This is a genomic window from Actinomadura napierensis (assembly GCF_039529375.1).
In the GTDB taxonomy this organism is placed as follows: Bacteria; Actinomycetota; Actinomycetes; order Streptosporangiales; family Streptosporangiaceae; genus Spirillospora; species Spirillospora napierensis.
Genome location: NZ_BAAAMR010000053.1, coordinates 37,817 through 58,669 on the forward strand (window position 1 = coordinate 37,817; position 20,853 = coordinate 58,669).

The 20,853-nt window shown below is 73.8% G+C and carries 24 protein-coding genes; 2 read left to right on the forward strand and 22 right to left on the reverse strand.

What is annotated here, in order from left to right; all coding sequences use genetic code 11:
• Positions 1-13: 13 nt before the first annotated feature.
• From ABD296_RS26855 to ABD296_RS26875, 5 genes are read right to left on the reverse strand one after another with little or no spacing between them, the layout of a single operon-like run.
• Positions 14-1,507, reverse strand: a complete 1,494-nt coding sequence (locus ABD296_RS26855; RefSeq protein WP_344272734.1) for an MFS transporter — start codon at positions 1,505-1,507, stop codon at positions 14-16.
• On the reverse strand, positions 1,504-2,385 hold the full coding sequence (locus ABD296_RS26860) for an SDR family NAD(P)-dependent oxidoreductase (protein WP_344272737.1): 882 nt from the start codon (positions 2,383-2,385) through the stop codon (positions 1,504-1,506). The genes ABD296_RS26855 and ABD296_RS26860 overlap by 4 nt, the downstream gene beginning before the upstream one ends.
• A gap of 14 nt (positions 2,386-2,399) precedes the next feature.
• Entirely contained in the window at positions 2,400-3,227 is an 828-nt protein-coding gene (locus ABD296_RS26865) for an ABC transporter permease (RefSeq protein ID WP_344272740.1), read from the reverse strand.
• Entirely contained in the window at positions 3,224-4,000 is a 777-nt protein-coding gene (locus ABD296_RS26870) for an ABC transporter permease (RefSeq protein WP_344272743.1), read from the reverse strand. The genes ABD296_RS26865 and ABD296_RS26870 overlap by 4 nt, the downstream gene beginning before the upstream one ends.
• Complete coding sequence (locus tag ABD296_RS26875) at positions 3,997-5,019, reverse strand: ATP-binding cassette domain-containing protein (protein WP_344272745.1); 1,023 nt, start codon at positions 5,017-5,019, stop codon at positions 3,997-3,999. The genes ABD296_RS26870 and ABD296_RS26875 overlap by 4 nt, the downstream gene beginning before the upstream one ends.
• Positions 5,020-5,143: 124 nt before the next feature.
• Between ABD296_RS26875 and ABD296_RS26880 the strand changes: the two genes are divergently transcribed.
• Positions 5,144-5,602, forward strand: a complete 459-nt coding sequence (locus ABD296_RS26880; RefSeq protein WP_344272747.1) for a MarR family winged helix-turn-helix transcriptional regulator — start codon at positions 5,144-5,146, stop codon at positions 5,600-5,602.
• Between the two features lie 45 nt (positions 5,603-5,647).
• Here the strand turns inward: ABD296_RS26880 and ABD296_RS26885 are convergent, their stop codons facing one another.
• From ABD296_RS26885 to ABD296_RS26960, 16 genes are all read right to left on the reverse strand, one after another.
• On the reverse strand, positions 5,648-6,811 hold the full coding sequence (locus tag ABD296_RS26885) for an FAD-dependent monooxygenase (RefSeq protein WP_344272750.1): 1,164 nt from the start codon (positions 6,809-6,811) through the stop codon (positions 5,648-5,650).
• A 100-nt stretch (positions 6,812-6,911) separates the two neighbouring features.
• Complete coding sequence (locus ABD296_RS26890) at positions 6,912-7,259, reverse strand: antibiotic biosynthesis monooxygenase family protein (RefSeq protein WP_344272753.1); 348 nt, start codon at positions 7,257-7,259, stop codon at positions 6,912-6,914.
• Entirely contained in the window at positions 7,256-8,221 is a 966-nt protein-coding gene (locus ABD296_RS26895) for an amidohydrolase family protein (protein ID WP_344272755.1), read from the reverse strand. Before ABD296_RS26895 ends, ABD296_RS26890 begins: the two co-directional genes overlap by 4 nt.
• Entirely contained in the window at positions 8,211-9,086 is an 876-nt protein-coding gene (locus ABD296_RS26900; RefSeq protein ID WP_344272758.1) for an NAD(P)-dependent oxidoreductase, read from the reverse strand. Before ABD296_RS26900 ends, ABD296_RS26895 begins: the two co-directional genes overlap by 11 nt.
• Positions 9,083-9,781 carry a SchA/CurD-like domain-containing protein gene (locus ABD296_RS26905; protein WP_344272761.1) on the reverse strand — a complete coding sequence of 233 codons (699 nt, stop codon included), beginning with the start codon at positions 9,779-9,781 and terminating at the stop codon, positions 9,083-9,085. Before ABD296_RS26905 ends, ABD296_RS26900 begins: the two co-directional genes overlap by 4 nt.
• On the reverse strand, positions 9,723-10,004 hold the full coding sequence (locus ABD296_RS26910) for a hypothetical protein (protein WP_344272764.1): 282 nt from the start codon (positions 10,002-10,004) through the stop codon (positions 9,723-9,725). Before ABD296_RS26910 ends, ABD296_RS26905 begins: the two co-directional genes overlap by 59 nt.
• The gene (locus ABD296_RS26915) at positions 10,001-11,227 is read right to left on the reverse strand and encodes a beta-ketoacyl synthase N-terminal-like domain-containing protein (protein WP_344272767.1); all 1,227 of its coding nucleotides are present in this window, start codon (positions 11,225-11,227) and stop codon (positions 10,001-10,003) included. Before ABD296_RS26915 ends, ABD296_RS26910 begins: the two co-directional genes overlap by 4 nt.
• Entirely contained in the window at positions 11,224-12,501 is a 1,278-nt protein-coding gene (locus ABD296_RS26920; protein WP_344272770.1) for a beta-ketoacyl-[acyl-carrier-protein] synthase family protein, read from the reverse strand. The genes ABD296_RS26915 and ABD296_RS26920 overlap by 4 nt, the downstream gene beginning before the upstream one ends.
• Positions 12,498-12,890 (reverse strand): cupin domain-containing protein, encoded by a 393-nt coding sequence (locus ABD296_RS26925; protein ID WP_344272773.1) that lies wholly within the window; start codon positions 12,888-12,890, stop codon positions 12,498-12,500. Before ABD296_RS26925 ends, ABD296_RS26920 begins: the two co-directional genes overlap by 4 nt.
• Before the next feature lie 22 nt (positions 12,891-12,912).
• Complete coding sequence (locus ABD296_RS26930; protein WP_344272776.1) at positions 12,913-13,842, reverse strand: ACP S-malonyltransferase; 930 nt, start codon at positions 13,840-13,842, stop codon at positions 12,913-12,915.
• Positions 13,839-14,303 (reverse strand): SRPBCC family protein, encoded by a 465-nt coding sequence (locus ABD296_RS26935; RefSeq protein ID WP_344272779.1) that lies wholly within the window; start codon positions 14,301-14,303, stop codon positions 13,839-13,841. The genes ABD296_RS26930 and ABD296_RS26935 overlap by 4 nt, the downstream gene beginning before the upstream one ends.
• Positions 14,300-14,551: an acyl carrier protein gene (locus tag ABD296_RS26940; protein ID WP_344272782.1), complete on the reverse strand. Its 252-nt coding sequence runs from the start codon at positions 14,549-14,551 to the stop codon at positions 14,300-14,302. The genes ABD296_RS26935 and ABD296_RS26940 overlap by 4 nt, the downstream gene beginning before the upstream one ends.
• A 22-nt stretch (positions 14,552-14,573) precedes the next feature.
• Complete coding sequence (locus tag ABD296_RS26945) at positions 14,574-15,944, reverse strand: acetyl-CoA carboxylase biotin carboxylase subunit (protein ID WP_344272785.1); 1,371 nt, start codon at positions 15,942-15,944, stop codon at positions 14,574-14,576.
• Between the two features lies 1 nt (position 15,945).
• Entirely contained in the window at positions 15,946-16,413 is a 468-nt protein-coding gene (accB, locus tag ABD296_RS26950) for an acetyl-CoA carboxylase biotin carboxyl carrier protein (RefSeq protein ID WP_344272788.1), read from the reverse strand.
• Entirely contained in the window at positions 16,406-18,082 is a 1,677-nt protein-coding gene (locus ABD296_RS26955; RefSeq protein WP_344272791.1) for an acetyl-CoA carboxylase carboxyltransferase subunit alpha, read from the reverse strand. Before ABD296_RS26955 ends, accB begins: the two co-directional genes overlap by 8 nt.
• 1 nt (position 18,083) lies before the next feature.
• A complete protein-coding gene (locus ABD296_RS26960) occupies positions 18,084-18,404 on the reverse strand; it encodes a TcmI family type II polyketide cyclase (RefSeq protein ID WP_344272794.1) in 321 nt (106 codons plus the stop codon).
• Positions 18,405-19,073: 669 nt separating this feature from the next.
• Here ABD296_RS26960 and ABD296_RS26965 point away from each other — a divergent pair.
• Positions 19,074-19,727 (forward strand): hypothetical protein, encoded by a 654-nt coding sequence (locus tag ABD296_RS26965; RefSeq protein ID WP_344272797.1) that lies wholly within the window; start codon positions 19,074-19,076, stop codon positions 19,725-19,727.
• Here ABD296_RS26965 and ABD296_RS26970 read toward each other — a convergent pair.
• Positions 19,702-20,844, reverse strand: a complete 1,143-nt coding sequence (locus tag ABD296_RS26970; protein WP_344272799.1) for an acyl-CoA dehydrogenase family protein — start codon at positions 20,842-20,844, stop codon at positions 19,702-19,704. The genes ABD296_RS26965 and ABD296_RS26970 overlap by 26 nt on opposite strands.
• Between the last annotated feature and the right edge of the window lie 9 nt (positions 20,845-20,853).

Below are 20,853 nucleotides of genomic sequence, written 5' to 3' on the forward strand. Positions count from 1 at the left end.
GGCCTCTCTCCGGTCAGTTGCGGACTTCGACGTCGTCCTGGTCCTCCAGGACGACCATGGGCGGCACGGACGCCGGTTTCAGCCGGCCGATCAGCAGGGCGGTCAGGACGGCGCCGACGACCAGGACGGTTCCGCCGACGCCGAACGCGAGATGGATCCCGTCGAGCTGCGCGAGCCTGGGCGCCGTCCCGGAGTGCAGCCGCCCGGCCGTCCGGTCGGAGGCGAGGGTCACCAGGACGGCCAGGCCGATCGCCCCGCCGAGCTGCTGGCTCGCGTTGAGCACGCCGGAGGCCAGCCCCGCCTCCCGCTCGGGCACGTCGCTGACGCCCGCGATGTTGATGGTGAAGGAGCTCCACGCGATCCCGAGGGCCATCACCACGAAGCCCGGGAACAGGTTCGCCCAGTAGTGCCCGTCGGCCGGCGCGTTCGCGAACCAGTACATCCCGGCGGCGATGCAGCCGAGTCCGCCCACCATGATCGGGCGGACCCCGATGCGCGGCACCAGCGGGGCCGCGGTGCCGAATCCGAGGAAGATGCCGACGAAGAAGCCCGCATAGCTCAGCCCCGCGCGCATCGGCGAGTAGGCGAGCACCTGCTGGATGTAGAGGGTCAGGAGCAGGAACGTCCCGAAGTTGGCCGAGGACATCAGGATCTGCGCGATGTTGGCGGTCATCGGCCTGCGCCGCCGGAAGAACCCGAGCGGCACCAGCGGGTCGCGGGCGGTTGCCTCCCTCACCACGAACGCCGCCAGCAGGACGGCCGCGGCGGCCAGCGCGACCAGGCAGCGCGCCGAGCGCCAGCCGTGCTCGGGGGTGTTGAGCAGGCCGTAGCTCAGCGCGGACGAGCCCGCGGTGACCGTCACCGCGCCGAGCAGGTCGAACCTGCGCACGCCGGCCCGGCGGCTCTCCGGCGCCAGCCGCGGCACCAGCAGCAGCGGGAGGGCGGCGACCGGCAGGTTGACGAAGAAGATCCACCGCCAGCTCACCAGGTCGGTCAGCACGCCGCTGAGGACGACGCCGGTCGCGCCGCCGAGGCCGGTGAGCGCTCCCCAGACGCCGAGCGCCCGGGTCCGCTCCTTGGGGTCGGTGAACAGCACGGCCACCATCGACAGCGCGGCGGGGGCGGCGAGCGCGCCGCCGAGCCCCTGGACGGCGCGCGAGGCGACCAGCGTGGCCGGATTCTGCGCCAGCCCGTTCGCCAGCGACGCGGCCGCGAAGACGGCGGTGCCGATCAGGAACACCCGGCGGCGGCCGAGGGTGTCGGCGAGCCGGCCTCCGAGCAGCAGGAACCCGCCGAACGCCACCACGTAGGCGTTGACGACCCAGGTGAGGCCGGCCAGCGAGAAGCCGAGGTCCGTGCGGATCGAGGGCAGCGCGACGTTCACGACCGTGTCGTCGAGCAGGAGCATGAACTGCATGCAGCAGAGCAGGACGAGGATGCTCCAGCGCCGCGGGTTCGCGGTGCGTCCGCCGACGCCGGGGCCCGGCTTCGGAACGGTTTCGGTCATGGGTTCCTCTCTTGGGTACTCGGACGGGTCGAGCCGGTCAGCTCCACGCTGAGGCGCTCCAGCCGCGCCTGCGTCTCCGGGGCGCGGGTCGCCTCCGCCGCGGTCGCCTGCTTGGCCCGGCGGAAGTACGCGCCGGTCACGGAGGCGAGCTCGGGGTCGCAGGCCAGGCGGACGCAGTGCCGCGCCGCCTCGTCGGCCGTGGGGGCGAACCTGAGGAAGCGGCGGACCAGCCTGAACGCGCCGACGCCGGCGTCGTCCAGCAGCGCGGTCCGGGTCAGGCCGGGTTCCACCGCGTTGACCGTCACGCCGGTGCCGGCCAGCCGCCGGCCCAGCGCGGCCGTGTGGGCGATGACCGCGAACTTGGACCGCGCGTACGCCTGGAACGCGTTGTAGGAGCGCGGCGCGGCGAGGTCGTCCCAGTCCATGCGGGCGCGGCCGTGCACCCCGGAGGCCACGTTGACGATCCGGGCCGGGGCGTTGCGCGCGAGGGTGCCGGTGAGCAGCGAGGAGAGCAGGTACACCGCGAGGTAGTTGGTGGCGAACTGGAGCTCGATGCCGTCCTCGCCGGTCCGCAGGTCCCGGGACACCAGTCCCGCGTTGTTGACCAGGACGCCGAGCTCCGGCAGCCGCGCCTCGACCTCCGCCGCCACCCGCCGGACGTCCCGCTGGGAGGACAGGTCGGCCAGGAAGAGGCGGAGGCGCGCCTGCGGCAGCCCGTCGCGGATGCTCCGCATGGCCGCCTCGCCGCGCGGCGCGGACCGGCAGACCATGCCGACCACGGCGCCCCGCGCCGCGAGAGCGCGCGCCGTCTCCAGGCCGATGCCCGAGCTGGCGCCGGTCACCACGCACGTCCTGCCGTGCAGAGAGTGTTCGTCCACAACGTGTTCCCTTCTCAGGAGGCGCCCGCGGCGCGGGCCCGGCGCAGTCCGAGCACCGCCCACAGGTAGAGCAGGAGCAGCAGCCCGGCCGTCGCGGCCGCCGTCGCGCCCAGCCGGACGAGGTCGCCCTGCATCAGGCCGCGGCCGGACTCCAGCAGGGCGGTGAACGGGTTGAGGCGCGCGACGGCGCGCAGCCACGGGCTGAGCAGCCCCACGGGCGCGAAGACGGGCGAGAGGTAGACGGTCAGGAAGGCGAAGATCTGCATCAGCGGGGCGGCCTGCACGGTCCGCAGCCGGAGGGCGATGCCGCACGCCCACAGGGCGCCCATGGCCGCCAGGCATTCGCTGATCGCGAAGAGCAGGAGGAGCTGGAGCGGGTCCGCGGTCACCTTCATCCCGGCCGCGAGCCCGATGAGGAACAGGGCGACGGTCACCACGGGCGCCCGTCCGAGGGCGGTCAGGACGTAGCCGCCGACGATGGCCCGGTGGTGGCGGACGCCGACGAGGAGCCGGCGCGCGACGCCGCTCTCGAAGTCGCGGGCCAGGGTCAGGCCGCTGAAGATGCCCGCGAAGACGGCGCCCTGAAGGGCCGCGAAGACGAACTCGAACGACAGGTACCCGTTCCGGTAGGCGAATCCGGGGACGTGCGCGAGGACCGACAGCCCGCCGGAGAAGGCGGTGAAGAAGACCAGCGGGGCGACGATCGGCGGCAGCAGGAGCGACGGCGTCGTGAACGCGGTGCGCAGGTTCCGGCCGGCGATTCCGAGGGCCGCCCTGGTGCCCGCGGCCCTGGCGCTGCTCGCCCGGGGCATCGCCGGCGGCGCGGCGGTCACGGCGCTCATGCCATCACCGTCCGCGAACGCAGGGCCAGGGTGGTGAGTCCGAGGCCGGCCGCGGCGAGCACCGCGGCGACGGCGAACCCGGTCGCGACGGCGTGCGCCGTGTCGCCGCCGATCAGCAGCGAGCGGACCGCCTCGATGAGGTAGGAGACCGGGTTCCCGGTCGCCAGCGACCGGAACCAGTGCGCCTCCATCAGCGGGCGGGGCATGAAGAACGAGCTGAACAGCAGGAGCACGAAGGTGAGCGGGAAGGTCGCGAGCACGGCCTCGCTGGAGCGGGTGCGCAGCGCCAGCAGCGCCCCGCAGGAGCTGAAGGCCAGGCTCATCGTCATGGTCAGCGCCACGATGACCAGCGCCCCGCCGGCGCCGCCGGCCGGCCGGACGCCCGCCGCCAGGCCCACGAGCAGGCAGACGGCGGCCTGCACGACCGCCAGCGCGGCGGACCCGCACAGCTGGGCCGCCACGATGAGCCCCCGGTTCATCGGCGCGGTCAGCAGCCGGCCGAGGAACCCCGTCTGGATGTCGGTCGCCAGGTCGACGCCGCTGTTGACGCCCCCCACGAGGGCCGCCTGGACGAACCCGCCGGCCAGCAGGAACGAGAAGTAGGAGCCGGTCGGGAACCCGTGCAGCCGGGTCGACAGGTCGAGCCCGCCGGAGAAGAGCGTGAGCAGGAGCACCGGATAGGCCACGGCGGGGAAGAAGGCCGCCGGGCGGCGGAGCGTCCGCAGCACCGAGCGGCGCGCGAGCCATCCGGTCTGGAGCAGGGTCGCGTTCACGGCGCCGCCTCCGCGAGGGGCTCGTCCGCCGCCCGCCCGCCGTCTGCATCGCCGGCGTCGTGCCCGTCGTGCCCGGTGAGGGTGCGGAAGACGTCGTTGAGGCTGGGCGAGCGCACCTCGATGTGGTCGGCGAGGATGTCGCCGGCCGACAGGGCGGTCGCGATCTCGGGCAGTTCGCGGGCGGCGGCCTTGACCCGCGCGGCGACCGCGCCGTCCCGGACCGCGGTGGCCGGCGACCCGAACCGGGCGAGCAGCGCGGCGACCGCGGGCCGGTGGGCCGGGTCGGCCGGCAGGATCTCGATCGTGGGCTCGCCCAGCCGGTCCTTCAGCTCGTCGGGCGTCGCCTCGGCGATCATGCGGCCGTGGTCGATGATCCCGACCCGGTCGGAGAGCACGTCGATCTCCTCCAGGTACTGGGAGGTGAGCAGGACCGTCACCCCGTCCTCGCGCGCCAGCCGCCGGACCTGCTTCCACAGCGCCTCGCGGCTCGGGACGTCCAGCCCGTTCGTGGGCTCGTCGAGGAAGAGCACGGCGGGCCGGTGCAGCAGCGCCAGGGCGAGGTCGAGCCGGCGCTTCATGCCGCCGGAGTAGGTGCCGACCTTGTCGCCCGCGACGTCGGCGAGGTTCACCGCGGCGATCAGCTCGGCGCCGCGCTCGTGCCGTTCGCGGCGGCCGAGCCCGTGCAGGGCGGCCTGCAGCCGGACGTGCTCCCAGGCCGAGAGCACGGGATCGAGGGCGACGTCCTGCATGGCCACCCCGATGTGCCGCCTGACCCGGCCGGGCTGGGCGGCGACGTCGTGCCCCGCCACCTGAGCCCGTCCGCCCGTGAGCGGGAGCAGCGTGGTCAGGACGTGGACGGTCGTGGACTTGCCGGCCCCGTTCGGGCCGAGCAGCCCGTAGATCTCCCCGCGCTCGATCCGCAGGTCGAGCCCGTCGATGGCGCGCCGGCCACCGCGGAACTCCCGGACGAGGCCGGCCGCCTCGACGGCCGGCCCGGTGGTGCCTGAACCGATGTTCATGTGCAGTCCTTCGAGGCATCGCTCAACCCGCGGGATGAACGTACCGGTCAATAGTTGAGTGAGTCAATTGAGTAATTCAAATATTGAGGCCCTGCTACTCTCGGATCATGAGAGGGAGACGGACATGACACCGGCGCACCGCTCGCTGTCGGAGGAGGTCGCCGGCCTGCTCCTGGAGCTCAACACCGGCCTGCGGGCCCACTTCGCCGCGAGCGCCGAGCGGCTCGGCCTCAGCCCCGCGCAGGCCAAGGTCCTCGGCATCCTGGAGTCGCCCCGGCCGCAGCGCGAGATCGCCCGCACCCTCGACGTCGACGCCTCCTACGTCACCGCCATCGTCGACCAGCTCGGCGGCCTCTCCCTCGTCGAGCGCCGGCCCGACCCGGGCGACCGGCGGGTGAAGTGGATCCACCTCACCGCCCGGGGCCGCCGCGCCAAGGCCCGCTTCGAGGAGCTGCTCTACAGCGACCTGCCCGGCGCCGCCGGGATGGACGACGGCGAGCTCGCCGTGCTGCGCGACCACCTCCGGCGGATGCTCGACCGGATGCGCACCACCTCCCAGGTAGTTGACCCAGTAAACATTTGATTCACCCCATCATTAGGAGACGCTTCCGGCCGGGCGGACGTTCGGTCAGAAGGCCAGGCGCGTCTCCATCCGCCGGTTCCACGTCCGGGCGGGGGTCCCCCACAGCGACAGGTCCCGGCCCAGCACGGCGAGCCGGTTCGAGAAGTGGTGCATGCGGGCGATGAACCACGCCTCGTTGGTGATCTCCGTGGTGACCGGCATCCGGCGCCGCTGGTAGGCCGCGAAGGCGGCGGCCGCCCGCTCGGCGAAGGGGCCGCCTCCCGTCCTCGCGAGCTCGTCCCCCAGCACGTGGGCGTCGATGATCGCCTGCCCGCCGCCCTGGCCCGTCACCGGCGTGGTGGGGTGCGCGGCGTCCCCGAGCAGGACCACGCGGCCGGAGCTCCACGAGTCCACGGGCACCCGGTCGCTCACCGCGTTGCGCAGGACGGTGTCGTCCGGCGTGGCCTCGATCAGCTTCCGGATCGGGGCGTGGGCGCTCCCGAAGCGCGCCAGCACATGCGCCTTGCGGCGCGCGGGCGGGACGTCCAGGCCCTCCGGCTCCTTGATCGTGGCGACCCAGTAGACGCGGCCCCCCGGAAGGTGCCACATCCCGAAGCTGCAGCCCGCGCCCAGCGTCTGCCGCGCGTGGCCGACGGGGAACTCCGCCGTGGAGAACTCCGTCACCGCGCGGTAGGCCGCCCAGCCCGAGTACCGGGGCTCGCCGTCGCCGACCAGCTCGGCCCGGACCAGCGACCGCAGGCCGTCGGCGCCGACGAGCATCGAGCCGCGCACTTCGGAGCCGTCCGCCAGGCCGACCGTGACACCGCCGGCGTCCTGCTCGAACCCGGTCGCCTTCTGGCCGAGCCGCACTCCGGGCGCCGCCCGGGCGAGGACCTGCTGCAGCTGCGCGCGGTGCACCACCACCGTCGGCTCGCCGAGCGCCCGGCCGATGTCCCCCTGCGACCAGCGGACCAGCCTGCGCCCCCGCCACGAGTGGTATTCGTAGAACTCGATGGGCACGCCCTGCTCGATCACCTGCTCGGCCAGGCCCAGATGCCGCAGCGCGCGGACCGCGTTGGTCTGCACCCCGATCGCGGCCCCGATCTCCCGCAGCTCGCCGGCCTGCTCCAGGACCGCGACGTCGAATCCGGCGCGGTCCAGGGCGACGGCGGCGGCCAGCCCGCCGATGCCGCCGCCGACGATGATCGCCCGCTCTTTCCGCACTGCCATGATCAGTCCCTCGGACGGTTCGGATCGGTCCGCCGCGCCGGACGCGCGCCGGACGGGGCGAGGCCGGCGGGCACGACGGCGTCCGGCGTGTACGGGCCCGTCATGACCGCTCGCCCTTCGCCGTCTCGGCCACGACGGTGAACTTCAGCGAGCGCGCCTCGGTGAAGCACTCCCGCATGGGACGCACCAGGTCGCGGTGCTCCGCGGTGGCCTCCCACGCCCGGAACGCCTCCAGCCGGTCCCACTCGCTGGTGATCAGCCACTGCTCGGGGTCGTCCGCCGACCGGCACACCTGGTCCCGCAGATGACCGGGGACCCCGTCCGCGACGAGATGGCGGATCTCCTCGTAGGCGCGCAGGAAGGCGGCCTGCCTGTCCTCGGGCACCCGGATCAGGAAGACGACCCGGCCCGTGCCCTCCGGTTCCGCCGGGCTCATGTCCGCGCTCACGTCCGTCCTCCCGTCCGTACCGGGGCGAGCCCGAAGAGCGAGGCCGCGTTGCCGCCGAGGATCGCCGCCTGCTCCGCCGGCCCGATCGGCAGGTCCCTGATCCGCGCGACGGCTCGGGCGGGCGGGACCGGCACGGGCGGCGAGTCCGTCCCGAGCAGCATGTGTCCCGCGCCGAAGACCGCCAGGTTCATCGCGGTCAGCGCGTCGCTCGGCGCGGCGGTGTCCACGTACATCCGGCGGATGGCCGCGCCCGGTGACGCACTCACCGCCGGCGCCTCGGCGCCGCCGGGCAGGCCGAACGGCCTTGGCCGCGCCGCGAGGTCGAGCTTGTCGGTGAGCGCCGCGACGCCGCCGCCCCCGGTCGCGCCGATCAGCGCCAGGTCCGGGTACCGGTCCGGCCAGCCGGCGAAGGCGATCATCGCCAGCCCGGACGCGACGTCCGCGAACCGGCTCACCTGCTCGACGAAGCGCAGGTCAGCGACATCCCGCGCGCCCGCGGGCTCGGCCGGCGGATGCACGAACACCGGCAGGCGCCGCTCGGCGGCCAGCGCGAAGAATCCGTCGGCGGCGGGGTCGTCCAGGAACCGGCCCCGGACGCTGGAGTTGATGACGAAGCCGACGAACGCCGGGTCCCGCACGGTCTCGTCCGCCGCCCGCAGCTCGGCCTCGGACCCGAGCGGGTTGACGTAGGCGTAGGCGCGCAGCCGCTCGGGGAACCGGGCGACCAGCGCGGCGGTCCAGTCGTGCAGGGCCCGCAGCCGGTCGGCGGGCTGCCGGTAGTTGTCGACGCCGGGGACCCGCATCATCGCGCCCGCGCCGACCGGGCTGCCGATGACCGTGAGGTCGATGCCCGCCTCGCTCCTGGCGTCGAGCATGGCGTCCACGTCCGTCAGCGACGGCGGCATCGGGTAACGCCGCGCCGATTCCGGCGGCGAGAGGTGCGCGTGCACGTCAATGATCACCGGGACCTCCCCCGTCCAGCGCGGCGGCGATCGCCGCGCAGTCGTGGTCGCCCCAGCCGTCCGCGCAGGCCGCCTCGTGGGACCGCAGGGCCGCGCCGGTCATCGGCAGTGCCGGCCCGGCGGCGTCCGCCGCGGCGGCGGCGAGCCCGAGGTCCTTGGTCATCAGCGCGAGCCGGAAGTCGGGGTCCCCGTACCGGCCGGCGGCCATCCGCGTCCCCTTGAACCGCATGACGGGCGAGGCGAAGCCGCTGCCGCCGACGATCTCCAGGACGCTCCGCCGGTCGAGCCCGAGCCGCCCGGCGAGCGCCGCGACCTCGGCGAGCGCCTGCATCTCCAGGCCCATGAGCAGGTTGAGCGCCAGTTTGAGGTCCATCCCGGCGCCGAGCGGTCCCACGTGCCGGACGTCCTTGCCGAGGTCGTCGAGCAGCGGCCGGGCCGCCTCCACCCGGTCCGCGTCCCCGCCGACGTAGAGTCGCAGGTCGCCCGTGCGGGCGTGCATCGGGTTGCCCAGCATGCCGACGTCGAGCAGCGGCACGCGGGTGGCGAGGTCCCGGACGGTCGCGGAGGCGACGGTGCCGAGGGCGAGGACCAGCGGCGGCCGGTCCGCCTCGGCCACCGCGCCGGCCACGACGCCGACGACCTCGCGGAGGGCCCGGTCGTCGCTCAGCACCAGCAGCACGTGGTCCGCGCCGGCCAGCGCCTTCTCCGGGGTCTCGCACGGCTCCGCCCCCGGGTGGCCGACGTCCGCGCGTCCGGCCGTCCGGTTCCAGGTGCGGACCGCGCGGCCCGCCTCGGCGAGCCGGACGGCGATCCCGCTGCCCATCGCGCCGGTCCCGAGGACCGCGGCGCCGCCGCGGCCGCTCACGCGCCGGCCCGCCGATCCGTCACGGTGGCCATCAGGTTGTCGGTGAAGAACTTCTCCAGGCCCGCGGCGGTGGTGAAGTCGTAGGCGCCGTCGAACAGGCCGGCCATCCGCCGGCCCACCTCGTGCACCTCGACGGCCTGCGCCAGCCCGGCGACCAGCTCGCCGACGTCCCCGTCGATCTCGAAGACCCGCACCAGGACGTCGCCCTTCCGGAACACCGAGGTGCTGCACAGGGTGGTCGCCCCGGCCTGCAGCGGCGGGTCCTCCGCGGCGGCGAGGACCCTGGCGGCGACGTCCGCCATGCCCGGCTTGACCGGGTACAGCAGGGCGTGCCGCGCGCCCTTGCCCTCGTTGGCCGAGCCGCGGTGCGCCAGCCGCTCGGTGAGCCTGCGGGCGAAGAACTCCCGCCGCTGCACGGCGTCCGCCGGGTCGTAGGAGTCGGCCAGGTACGGGATCAGCCCCCGCTCCACCTCCCGGATCACCGGGTCCGCCGACAGGTGCCGCGCCACCGTGCCGAGGTCGCCCTCGAACTCCATCACCCGGACGACGAGGTCGCCGTGCAGGAAGACGGCCGTGCCGAGGAGCCTCGTGCCGTCGTCGGCCTCCAGGGCGGGGGCCCGGTAGCCGGAGAGCAGATCACGCACCTGGTCCTGGGTCCCGGGCTTGATCCGGAAAGCGAGCGCATGCCGTTCCATCGTTCATGTCCTTCCTGTAGGCGTAGAGGTGCGGGGGTGTCAGGGGTGAGAAGCCGATGTAGGCGCTCAGAAAGCGCTGCAGCCGGTCGATGCGCCGCAGCCGCCGGTTCGCGCGGGACACGATCTCCGCCAGCAGCGAGTCGATGTGCCCGGTGGGGTCGCCCTGCCCGGTGGGGTCGCCCTGCCCGGCGGGGTCGTCCGGGCCGGTGCCGGTGCCCCTCACGGGGCGGCTCCGCGCAGCACCAGCACGCTGTTGAAGCCCCCGTGGCCGCGGCTCACCACCATGGCCGTGCCGATCGGCAGGTGCCGCGGCTCGGTGACGAGGTCGAGCCCGTGGCGGGGATCGGGCTCGTCCAGGTTGCCGACGGCCGGCGCCACCCCGTCGCGCATCGCGAGCAGGGCGGTCACGACGCTCAGCGCGGAGCCGCCCGCGACCAGCCGTCCGACGAGCCCCTGCGGCGCCGTGACGGGAACGCCGCCCGGCCCGAACACCCCGCGCAGCGCGGCGGCCTCCGCCGCGTCCTGGTCGGGCCGCCCGGCCGCGTCCGCCACGACGAGGTCCACCTCGTCCGCCGTGATCCCGGCGTCGGTGAGGGCGCGCGCCATCGCCCGGCCAAGCTGGTGCCCGTCGACGGCGGGGTCCTGGTAGTGGTGGGCGTCGTGGGTCGCCGCGTACCCGGCCACCTCACCGTAGATGTGCGGTACTCCCCTTGCCCGTGCGGACGCGGCGTCCTCGACGAGGAGGACGGCGCCGCCCTCGCCCGGCACATGGCCGTTGGCGTCCACGTCGAAGGGCTTGTAGGCGCGCCGGGCGTCGCCGGCCGTCGACAGCAGCCCCGAGGCGCACTGGCAGGTCAGCGCGTACGGGGAGATGGGCGCCTCGGTGCCGCCGGCGATGACCGCGGCGGCGCCGCGGCGCAGCACCCGACGGGCCCATCCCAGGCTGTCGATGCCCCCGGCGGCGTCGGACACCACGACGCCCGACGGCCCCTTCGTCCCGTGCTTGATCGAGACCTGGCCCGTGCTCGCCGCGTAGAACCACGCGATGGACTGGTACGCCCCCACCGCCCGGCGCCCGCGGCTCCACAGAGCCTGGATCTCGCGCTGCCCGAACTCGTTGCCGCCGGAGCCGCTCCCGAGGATCACCGACGTGCGGTACGGATCGTGGGCGGACGGGTCGTACCCGGCATCGTCGAGCGCCTGCGCGGCCGACGCCAGCGCGGTCCAGGTCCACAGGTCCGTCTGGACGCGGAGCCGCTCGTCCACGTGCTCCTCGGGCCGGAACCCGGTGAGCTGGCCGGCCAGCGTGGTGGAGTAGCGCGCCGGGTCGAAGCGCTCGATGCGGCGCACGCGGAGCTCGCCGGCCAGCGTGGACCGCCAGTGCTCGGCGACGGAGTTCCCGCTCGGCGCGACCACGCCGAGCCCGGTGACGACGGCGCGCGTCATGCCGCCATCCCAGGCCGGGACAGCACGATCGCCGACTGGAAGCCGCCGAACCCGCTGCCGACCGACAGCGCCACGTCGACGCGGTGCTCCCGCGCCGTCTTGGGCACGTAGTCCAGGTCGCACTCGGGGTCGCGCTTCTCCCAGTTCGCCGTCGGCGGCACCACGCCGTGCCTGATCGCCAGCGCGCACGCGGCCACCTCGATGGAGCCGATGGCCCCGAGCGAGTGCCCCACCATCGACTTGATGGAGCTCACCGGCACCGCGTACGCGTGCTCCCCGAGGCTGCGCTTGAACGCCGCGGTCTCGTGGACGTCGTTCTGCCTCGTGCCGGAGCCGTGCGCGTTGACGTAGCTCACCGCGGCCGGGTCGACCCGAGCCTGGTCCAGCGCGTCGTCGATCGCCCGCGACATCTCGGCGCCGTCCGGGCGCAGACCCGTCATGTGGAAGGCGTTGCAGCGGTTGGCGTAGCCGGCGACCTCGGCGTAGACGGGCGCGCCGCGCCGGAGGGCGTGCCCGTACTCCTCCAGGACGAGCACGGCCGCGCCCTCGCCCATCACGAAGCCGTCCCTGGTCGCGTCGAACGGCCGGGAGGCGTGCTCGGGATCGTCGTTGCGGGCGCTGGTGGCCCGGATCGCGTCGAAGCAGGCGACCGAGATCGGGGAGATCGGCGCGTCGGCGGCCCCGGCCAGGACGACGTCCGCCTCGTCGTCCTGGATCAGCTGCTGCGCGTGGCCGACCGCGTCGATCCCGGACGTGCAGCCGGTGGAGACCACCGTCGCCGGCCCGTGCGCGCGGAACCGGCAGGCGATCTCGCTCGCCACGCTGCTCGGGACGAGCGCGTTGTACAGGAACCGGGACGCGTACCCGGGGTCGACCAGCCAGTCCCGGCCGCCGTCGCTCACCAGCGCGTACTCGTCCTCCAGCCGGGTGGTGGCACCGACCGCGCTGCCGAGGCAGACGGCGAGCCGGTCGTGGTCGAGCCGGGACTCCCGCTCGCCGAGCCCGCTGTCGGCCACGGCCTCGTCCGCCGCGACCATGGCGAACTGCGCGAACCGGTCGTTGCGGAAGACCTCCTGCCGGGTGAGGCCGAGGGCGAGCGGGTCGAAGTCGCACTCGGCCGCGATCTGCGACCGGAACTGCTCCGGGTCGAACAGCGTGATCCTGCGGGTCGCGGTGCGGCCCTCGGTCAGCAGCTCCCAGAAGGCCCGGCGTCCGGTCCCGCCGGGGGCCACCACGCCGATCCCGGTCAGCACGACGCGCCGCGGGCCGCTCATCCGACGACCTCGGTCAGCGGCTCGGTGTCGACGTGGCCGAGTTCCGGCCGGGGCGCGAGCGGGCCGAGCTGGAAGACGAAGAACGCCGGCCCGGTCCCCTCGTTGACGAGCCGGTGCCGCACCCCGATCGGGACGAGCAGCCCCTGCCGGGCCGCCAGCCGCCGCCGCTCGCCGTCCAGCCTGATCGCGACGGCGCCGCTGACGCAGAAGAGGAACTCCTCCGAGTAGGGGTGCCAGTGCTCTCGGACCACCTCGCCGGGGGCGAGGGTCAGGGTGCCGAGGAAACCGGAGGTCGCCCCGGCGGTGGTGGGCGACAGGAGGGTCCGGATGTCCCCGCCGCGTTTCCGGTTGGCGGGCACGTCGTCCATGGAGATGGTTGCGATGTCCACTGTTGGTCCTCTTGAGGTTCGGTCAGGCCACGGGCTGGAGTGCTTCGGCGGTCGTCCGGACGGCCTCGGGCGAGTACGCGAGGCGGTAGGAGGCCGCGAGGCCGCAGCCGCGGAGCAGCGCCGTCAGGACCGGTTTCGGGCCGCATTCCACGACCCGCCCGGTCCCGAGCCGGATCAGGGCCCCGGCGGTGCGGGCCCACTGCACGGGCGAGAGCAGGTGCCGGCCGAGCAGCTCCGCCAGCAGCCCGTGATCGCGGGTCGGCTCGCCGGTGACGTTGGGGATCACCCAGCAGTCCGGGGCGTGCCAGGTCAGGCCGGCGAGCGCGCCCGCGAGGGCGTGCGACGCCGGTTCCATGAGGGCCGAATGGAACGCGCCCTCGACCTTCAGCCGCACGGCCCGGCCGCCCCGGCCCCGGATCGCCGCCTCGGCGCGCGCCACGGCGGTCTCGGTGCCCGACAGCACGACCTGCTGGGGCCCGTTGCGGTTCGCCACCACCAGCGTCTCGCCCGGCTCGCACAGGGCGCACGCGGCGGCGGCCAGCTCCACCGCGTCCGGGCCGACGACCGCGCACATCGCGCCCGGTGCCGCGGCGCAGGCCGCGGACATCGCGGCCGCCCGCCGGGCGACCACGGCCAGCGCCTCCTCGAAGTCCAGCGCGCCGGCCGCGACGAGCGCGGCGAACTCGCCGAGGCTGTGGCCCGCCACCGCCCCGGGCCGCACGCCGTGCTCGCCGAGCGCCCGGTGGGCCGCCACCCCGCAGACGAACAGCAGCGGCTGCGCCACCTCGGTGCGGCCGAGGCCGCCGGGGGCGGACGCGGCGGCGGCCAGGTCGTGCCCGAGGACGTCCGACGCCGCCGCGAACAGCCGCGCCGCCGCCGGATCGTCCGCCCAGGCCTCGGCCATGCCCGCGCGCTGCGCACCCTGGCCGCTGAACACGAAGGCCGTCGTCACCGCGCGCCCCCGGCGGGGACGGCCGCTTCGATGCGCCGCTTGATGGCCTCCATCTGGAGCGGGGTGTTGGCGTTGATCCGGTCGGTCATCGCCGCGGTGCCGACGGGCGCGTCCGGGCGCATGCGGAAGTCCTGGATCCAGCGCATCCAGGTCCCCGTCCCCTCCGCGGCGTAGGTCCACAGGATGTCCATGTACTCGAAGGGCCCCGGCTCGACCCGGCGCGCACGGACCTCCAGCGCGTCCCGGTCGGGCGTCCGCTCCGACACCCAGCTCCACGCCACGCCGTTGTCGTCCGGATGCATGGCGAGCCGGAAGGTGACGGTGCGGCCGGCGCGCCCGAGGATCTCGACCGCCGCGTACTCGGTGAACAGGCCGGGCCACGACTCCAGGTCGTTGGTCATCTCCCAGACCAGGTCGAGGGGCGCGGCGATGAGGACCGAGTTGTCGGTGTGCCCGCTCACACCGCCTCCCGGCGGGACAGGTTCTCGTTGATCCGCTCGACCATCCGCGCGAACGCGTCGTCGGGGCGCGCGTCCTCCAGCTCGAAGCCGTAGCGGTCGGCGATCTCGGCCTGCAACTGCAGGAAGGCGAGCGAGTCCAGGCCGACGTCGGTGAGCGTCGCGGAGCCGTCGGTGCTGACGGCGTCGCGCGGCAGCCCCGCCTTCTCAGTGAGGATCTCCATCAGGTCGGGCAGCGTGAATGCGTTCATGGTCGTTCGGTCCTCCCGATGTTCAGGAAACGAGCGCGCCGTCGTGCGGGCTCGTGAACTGGCGAATGAAATTCAGGTCGTGGTCGCCCGCCCGGAAGACGGGGTCGTTGACGATCGCGCGGTGCAGGCCCACCGTGGTCGCGACGCCCTCGATCCGGAATTCCTCCAGGGCCCGGTCCATGCGTGCGAGCGCGGTGTCGCGATCGGGCGCCCAGGCGATCAGCTTGGCGACCAGCGAGTCGTAATAGGGGCTGACGCGCATCCCCGACCGGTAGCCCGAATCCACCCTGACCCCCGGGCCGCTCGGCGGCTCGAAGATTTCCAGCATTCCGGGTGACGGGGCGAAATCGCGGGCGGGGTCCTCGGCGTTGATCCGGCACTCGACCGCCGCGCCGCCGATCGACACATCACCCTGGTCGAGTTCGAACGGAACGCCGGCGGCGATGAGGATCTGCTCGCGGACGAGGTCGATTCCCGTCACCATCTCCGTCACCGGATGCTCGACCTGGATCCGCGCGTTCACTTCCATGAAATAGAAATTGCCGGCGTCGTCGAGCAGGAATTCGACGGTCCCGGCCCCGGTGTAGCCGACCGAGAGCGCACCGCGCAGTGCGGCCGCGCCGATCTCCTCGCGCAGATTCCGGTCCAGCCGGGTCGACGGGGCCTCCTCGATGAGTTTCTGGTGGCGGCGCTGAATGGAGCAGTCGCGTTCTCCGAGATGGACTCCCGTGCCCTCACCTCCGCAGAGGATCTGCACCTCGATATGGCGCGCGCCGGACAGGTAGCGCTCGACGTAGACGGTCGGATCCCGGAAGACGGCGTGCGCGACGGCGACGGTCGACCGGAACGCCTCCGGGAGGTCCGCCGGGTCGTGCACGACGGTCATCCCCCGCCCGCCGCCGCCCGCCGCGGCCTTGATGATCACCGGGTAGCCGATCCGCTCGGCGACGCGCGCGGCCTCCAGCACGTCCGACACCGGTTCCAGCGTCCCCGGCAGCAGCGGGAGCCCCGCCTCCGTCATGAGCGCGCGGGCCACGGCCTTGTTGCCGAGCCGCTTCATCACGGGCGGGCGCGGCCCCACGAAGGTGAGCCCCTCCAGCGCGCAGATCTCCGCGAAGTCGGCGTCCTCCGACAGGAACCCGTAGCCGGGGTGGACGGCGTCGGCACCGGTGATCCGGGCGGCCTCGATCACCGCGGGGATGTTCAGGTAGCTGTCGGCCGCGGCGGGCGGGCCGATCCGGACGGCGTCGTCGGCCAGCCGCACGACGGGGGAGTCGGCGTCGGCGCTGGAGTGCACCGCCACCACCTCGATGCCGAGCTCCCGGCACGTCCGGGCGACGCGGAGCGCGATCTCGCCGCGGTTGGCGATGAGCAGCCTCTTGAACACGGTCACCTCACGCTGCCTCGCCGGCGCCGGCCGGCTCGATCCTCATCAGGGGCTGGTCGAACTCGACGGGCGCGGCGTCGTCCACGCAGATCTCGGCCACGCGTCCGGCGACGTCGGCGCCGATGGTGTTCATGAGCTTCATCGCCTCGACGATCGCCACGGTCTGCCCGGCGTCGACCAGGTCGCCCACCTCGACGAAGGGGGCCGCGCCCGGCTGCGGCGAGCGGTAGAAGGTGCCGACCAGCGGAGCCGTGACAGCATGGCCCGGGTCCGCCGGCTCGATCGGTTCGGCCGGCGACGCGACGGCCGTCGGACCTGGCGTCTGCTCGGGCCGCGCCTGCGCGGGCACGGCCGGCTCGGCCCACTCGATCTCGAGTTCGTGGTCGGCGGAGCGCACCAGGACCCGCCGCACCGGCCCCGGAAGCTCCGCCACCAGTTCGGCCATGTCGCCGAGCAGTGCCCTGATCTCAGTCATGGGTCCCCGTCCCCGTCGGTACGGCCGGGAGGCTCCCGATCCGCCGGAAGCGCTCGTGGCGGGCGGCGACCAGTTCGTCCGGGTCCGTCCCGTCGAACCGCGCCAGCGTGCTCAGCACCGCGTGGCGCAGGATGCCCGCCATCGCCAGCGGCTCGGCCCCCGCGCCCCCCGGGGGCTCGGCGACCACACCGTCGGCGACGCCGAGTTCCAGCAGGTCGCCGGCGGTGATCCGCAGCGCCCTGGCCGCCTGCGGCGCGGCCTGCGGCGACCGCCACAGGATCGCCGCGCAGCCCTCCGGGCTGATCACCGAGTAGAAGCTCCGCTCCAGCATCAGCAGCCGGTCCCCCGTGGCCAGCGCCAGCGCGCCGCCGCTGCCGCCCTCGCCGGTCACCACCGACACGATCGGGACGGGCAGCCGGCTCGACCGCATGATGAGCTCGGCGATCGCGGCGGACTGCCCGCGCTCCTCGGCCTCGACGCCGGGGAAGGCGCCGGCGGTGTCGATGAGCGTGACGACCGGCAGGCGGTACCGGGCCGCGTGGTCGAGCATGCGCAGCGCCTTCCGGTAGCCCTCCGGATGGGGCATGCCGAAGTTGCGCGCGATGAGCTCCCTGGTGTCATGGCCCTTCTGGTGGCCGATGACGACGACAGGCCTGCCCTCGATGCGGGCCACCCCCGCCACGATCGCCGGGTCGTCGGCGAAGGCGCGGTCCCCGTGGAGCTCCACGAAGTCGTCGAAGGCGTCCCGGAGGTAGTCGAGCGCCGTCGGGCGGGCGCCGTCCCGCGCCTCCTGGACGACCTGCCACGGGTCCGCCTCGCGGGGGCGCCGGGGCGCCACCGCGCCGGCCGCCACCGAGCCGGCCGCCGCGACGCCCGGCGCCCGCTCGTGCAGGGCGAGCAGCCGGCCCAGCAGCGACCGCGTCTCGGCGCGCGGGACGACCCGGTCCACCAGCCCGTGCTCCAGCAGGAACTCGCTGGTCTGGAAGCCGGGCGGCGGCTGCTGCCGGATGGTCTGCTCGACGACCCGCGGGCCGGCGAAGCCGACCATCGCCTGCGACTCGGCCAGCACGATCCCGCCGAGCATGGCGAACGACGCGCTGACGCCGCCGTAGGTGGGGTCGGTCAGCAGGCAGACCGACAGGACGCCCGCCTCGTGGAGCCGCGCCATGGCCTGGCTCGTCTTGGCCATCTGCAGGAGCGAGAGGATCCCCTCCTGCATCCGCGCCCCGCCCGACGCGGTGACGACGATCAGCGGGGTCGCGTCCCGCAGGGAGCGCTCGGCGGCCAGGGTCACCTTCTCCCCCGCGCCGGTGCCCATGCTCCCGCCCATGAAGGAGAAGTCCAGGACGGCCAGGACCACGGGGTGCCCATGCAGTTCCGCCGTGCCGCAGACGACCGCCTCGCGTTCGCCGGTCGCCTCGGCCGCTTCGGCGAGACGCTCCGCATAGGGGCGCCGGTCCACGAATCCGAGCGGGTCCCGGCCGGACACCTCCGCTCCGAACTCGGCGAACGTCCCCGGATCGGCGAGCAGTTCTATTCGCCTGCGGGCGCCGACCCGGAGTACGTGGCCGCATTCCCGGCAGACGTGGTGCTCGCGCTCCAGCCTTTTCGAATAGAGCAGGCGCCGGCAGCCCGGGCAGGCCGTCCAATCCTCGTTCCGCGCCGCCATCTCAGGCCTGCCAGTGGTAGAACCGGCGCGCCATCGCGTCCTTCGGGGAGCGCCAGGTCTCCGGGTCGTAGGCGGCGATGTACGGTTCGAGCCGGCGACCGATGTCCCGGAATTCCGGCCGGCCGCGCAGCGATTCCATGCTCTCGTCGATTTCCCGCTCGAAATCCACGACATGGACATAGAGATCGTTCAGGACGTAGAGCGATCTTTCCAGGACTCCGGCGTCCCGCGGAAGCGGCCCGGCGTCGGAATCCGCGAAGACCCGCGCGACGTCCCGCTCGGCGCCATGCCGGATTTTTGCGACGATCAACGCTCGACTCATGCATCCATCCATTCCGTTCGGCCATTGACGGCCTGCTCTCTGGAGCGTAAAGAGGGAAGGGGACGCACGTCTTCGGTCGACAGAATGAAAAGGGCCCGGCCGCACGGTTTCTCACATGCGCAGGTCGGGCGGTCCCGGGCGCGCGGCATTGGTCCGCAGGGATGAACGCGGACCCCGGCCGCCAGACCTCGGACCGGCCGCGCCGCCGCCGGCGCTCGTTCCCGGGTAGCGAGCCCCCGTCTCAGCGACACCCCGCGAACATCTGACGGAGGCCGAGCGTCAGGATCCCGCCCGCGCGATCGCGGCAGCCGCCCACCCGGCCGCGACCGACGACTCATCACCGACCTGCCGCACCGTCAGGAAGGAGGCGCCACGCGCGCCGTCCGCGGTGTCGCTCGCGCTATGAGACGCGTCGCGATAGGCCACGATCGCATCCGCCCGCTTGGCATAGGTGGTCAGGCGGAGAGCCAGGGATTGGGCTCAGATGGCCACCGCCGCCCTTCGGCCTCAGGTCGTTGATCCCCCACACCGCGAATCCGCCGATGGCGGCCACGTGGAACGCCGTGCAGGATGCTCCCGGCCCCCGGCCTTTCCGGACGCCCGGGGAGGCGGCGAACCGAGGAAGCCCGCAAGTATGCCGTCGAAGACACCGGCCGGAGGGCGGGCCGAGTGCGGAGGCTCAGGCGGCTCGGAGGCGACGTCGTCCGCGCGGGTGGCCCCTTCCTTCGCCTGGCCAGGGCCCCCGCCGCGATGGCGGTGAGGCGGGCGGCGGCGGCTGCGGCGTCCGGGCGGGCGGCCGGGTCTCGCGACAGCAGTGCGGTGATCAGCGGGCCGAGCGGGCCGGAGCGGTGCTGCGGCGCGGGCGTGCCGGCCGGCACCGCGGCGTCGACGACGCCGGGCGCCGAGCCGGTGAACGCGCGGCGGCCGGGCGGGCTCGGCGACCGGCAGCGGGCCGGACGCTCGGAGCCGGTCATCCAGCGACGAGGCGCGGACGAGCTCCATCACGATCCACGGGTGGCCGTCCTCCATGACGACGTCGTGGATCGTGACGACGGCCGGGTGGCGGACCTGCGCGGCCGCGCGCCTCCTGCAGCGCCCGCCCCGCACGGCGGCGAGGCCCGCCTCGTCGAGGCCGTGCGGCAGCAGGATCTCCTTCACCGCGACGTCGCGTCCGAGCAGGTCGTCGCGGGCCCGCCAGACCGCGCCCATGCCGCCGCGGACGGGATCTGGCCGGGGCCGGCCCGTGCGGGCGGTGGCGTGGAGGCGTCCGCCACCGCCCGGTGCGGGGCGCAGGGGGTCAGACGCCGAGGCCGCGGCCGATGATCTCCTTCATGATCTCGGTGGTGCCGCCGAAGATCGTCTGGATGCGGACGTCCTGGTAGGCCTTCGCGATCGGGTACTCCATCATGTAGCCGTAGCCGCCGTGCAACTGGAGGCAGCGGTCCACGACGCGCTTGAGCAGCTCGGTGTTCCAGTACTTGAGCATCGCGGCCTCGTCGACGCTCAGCTCGCCCTTGCTCTCCTTGACGATGCAGTCGTCGGTGAAGGAGCGGCTGACGGTCAGCTCGGTCTTCATCTCGGCGAGCGTGAACCGGTTGTGCTGGAACTTGCCGATCGGGCGGCCGAACGCCTCGCGGGTCTTGCAGTACTCCAGGGTCTGCTCGAACGCCGACTCGGCGGCGGCCATCGCGGTGGCGCCGATGGACAGCCGCTCGCGGGCCAGGTTCGTCATCAGGTAGATGAAGCCCATGCCCTCCTCGCCGAGGAGGTTCTCCTTGGGGACGCGGACGTTGTCGAAGAACAGCTCGGCGGTGTCCTGCGCGTGCATGCCGACCTTGTCGAGGTTGCGGCCGCGCTCGAAGCCCTTCATGCCGCGCTCGACGGCGAGGAGGCTGACGCCCTTCGCGCCGGCGGACGGGTCGGTCTTCGCCACGACGATCACCAGGTCGGCCAGGATGCCGTTGGAGATGAACGTCTTGGAGCCGTTCAGGACGTAGTCGTCGCCGTCCTTGACCGCGGTGCTCTTGATGCCCTGCAGGTCGGAGCCGGCGGCGGGCTCGGTCATCGCGATGCCGGTGATGATCTCGCCGGAGCAGTAGCCGGGGAACCAGCGCGCCTGCTGCTCGGTAGTACAAAGTTGACGCAGGTAGCCGCCGTTGATGTCGTTGTGCACCGAGAACCCGGGGCCGTGCACGCCCGCCTTCGCGAACTCCTCGTTGAGGATGACGTAGTAGCGGTAGTCGGAGTTGCCGCCGCCGCCGAACTCCTCGGGCATGTCGATGCCGAGCAGGCCCTGCCGGCCGGCGGCGAGCCACACGTCGCGGGAGACGATGCCGTCCTTCTCCCACTGCTCGTGGTACGGCGCGATCTCCTTCTCGATGAAGGCGCGGACCATGTCGCGGAACGCCTCGTGCTCCGCGGTGAAGATCTCCCGTTCCATCCGGCGGTC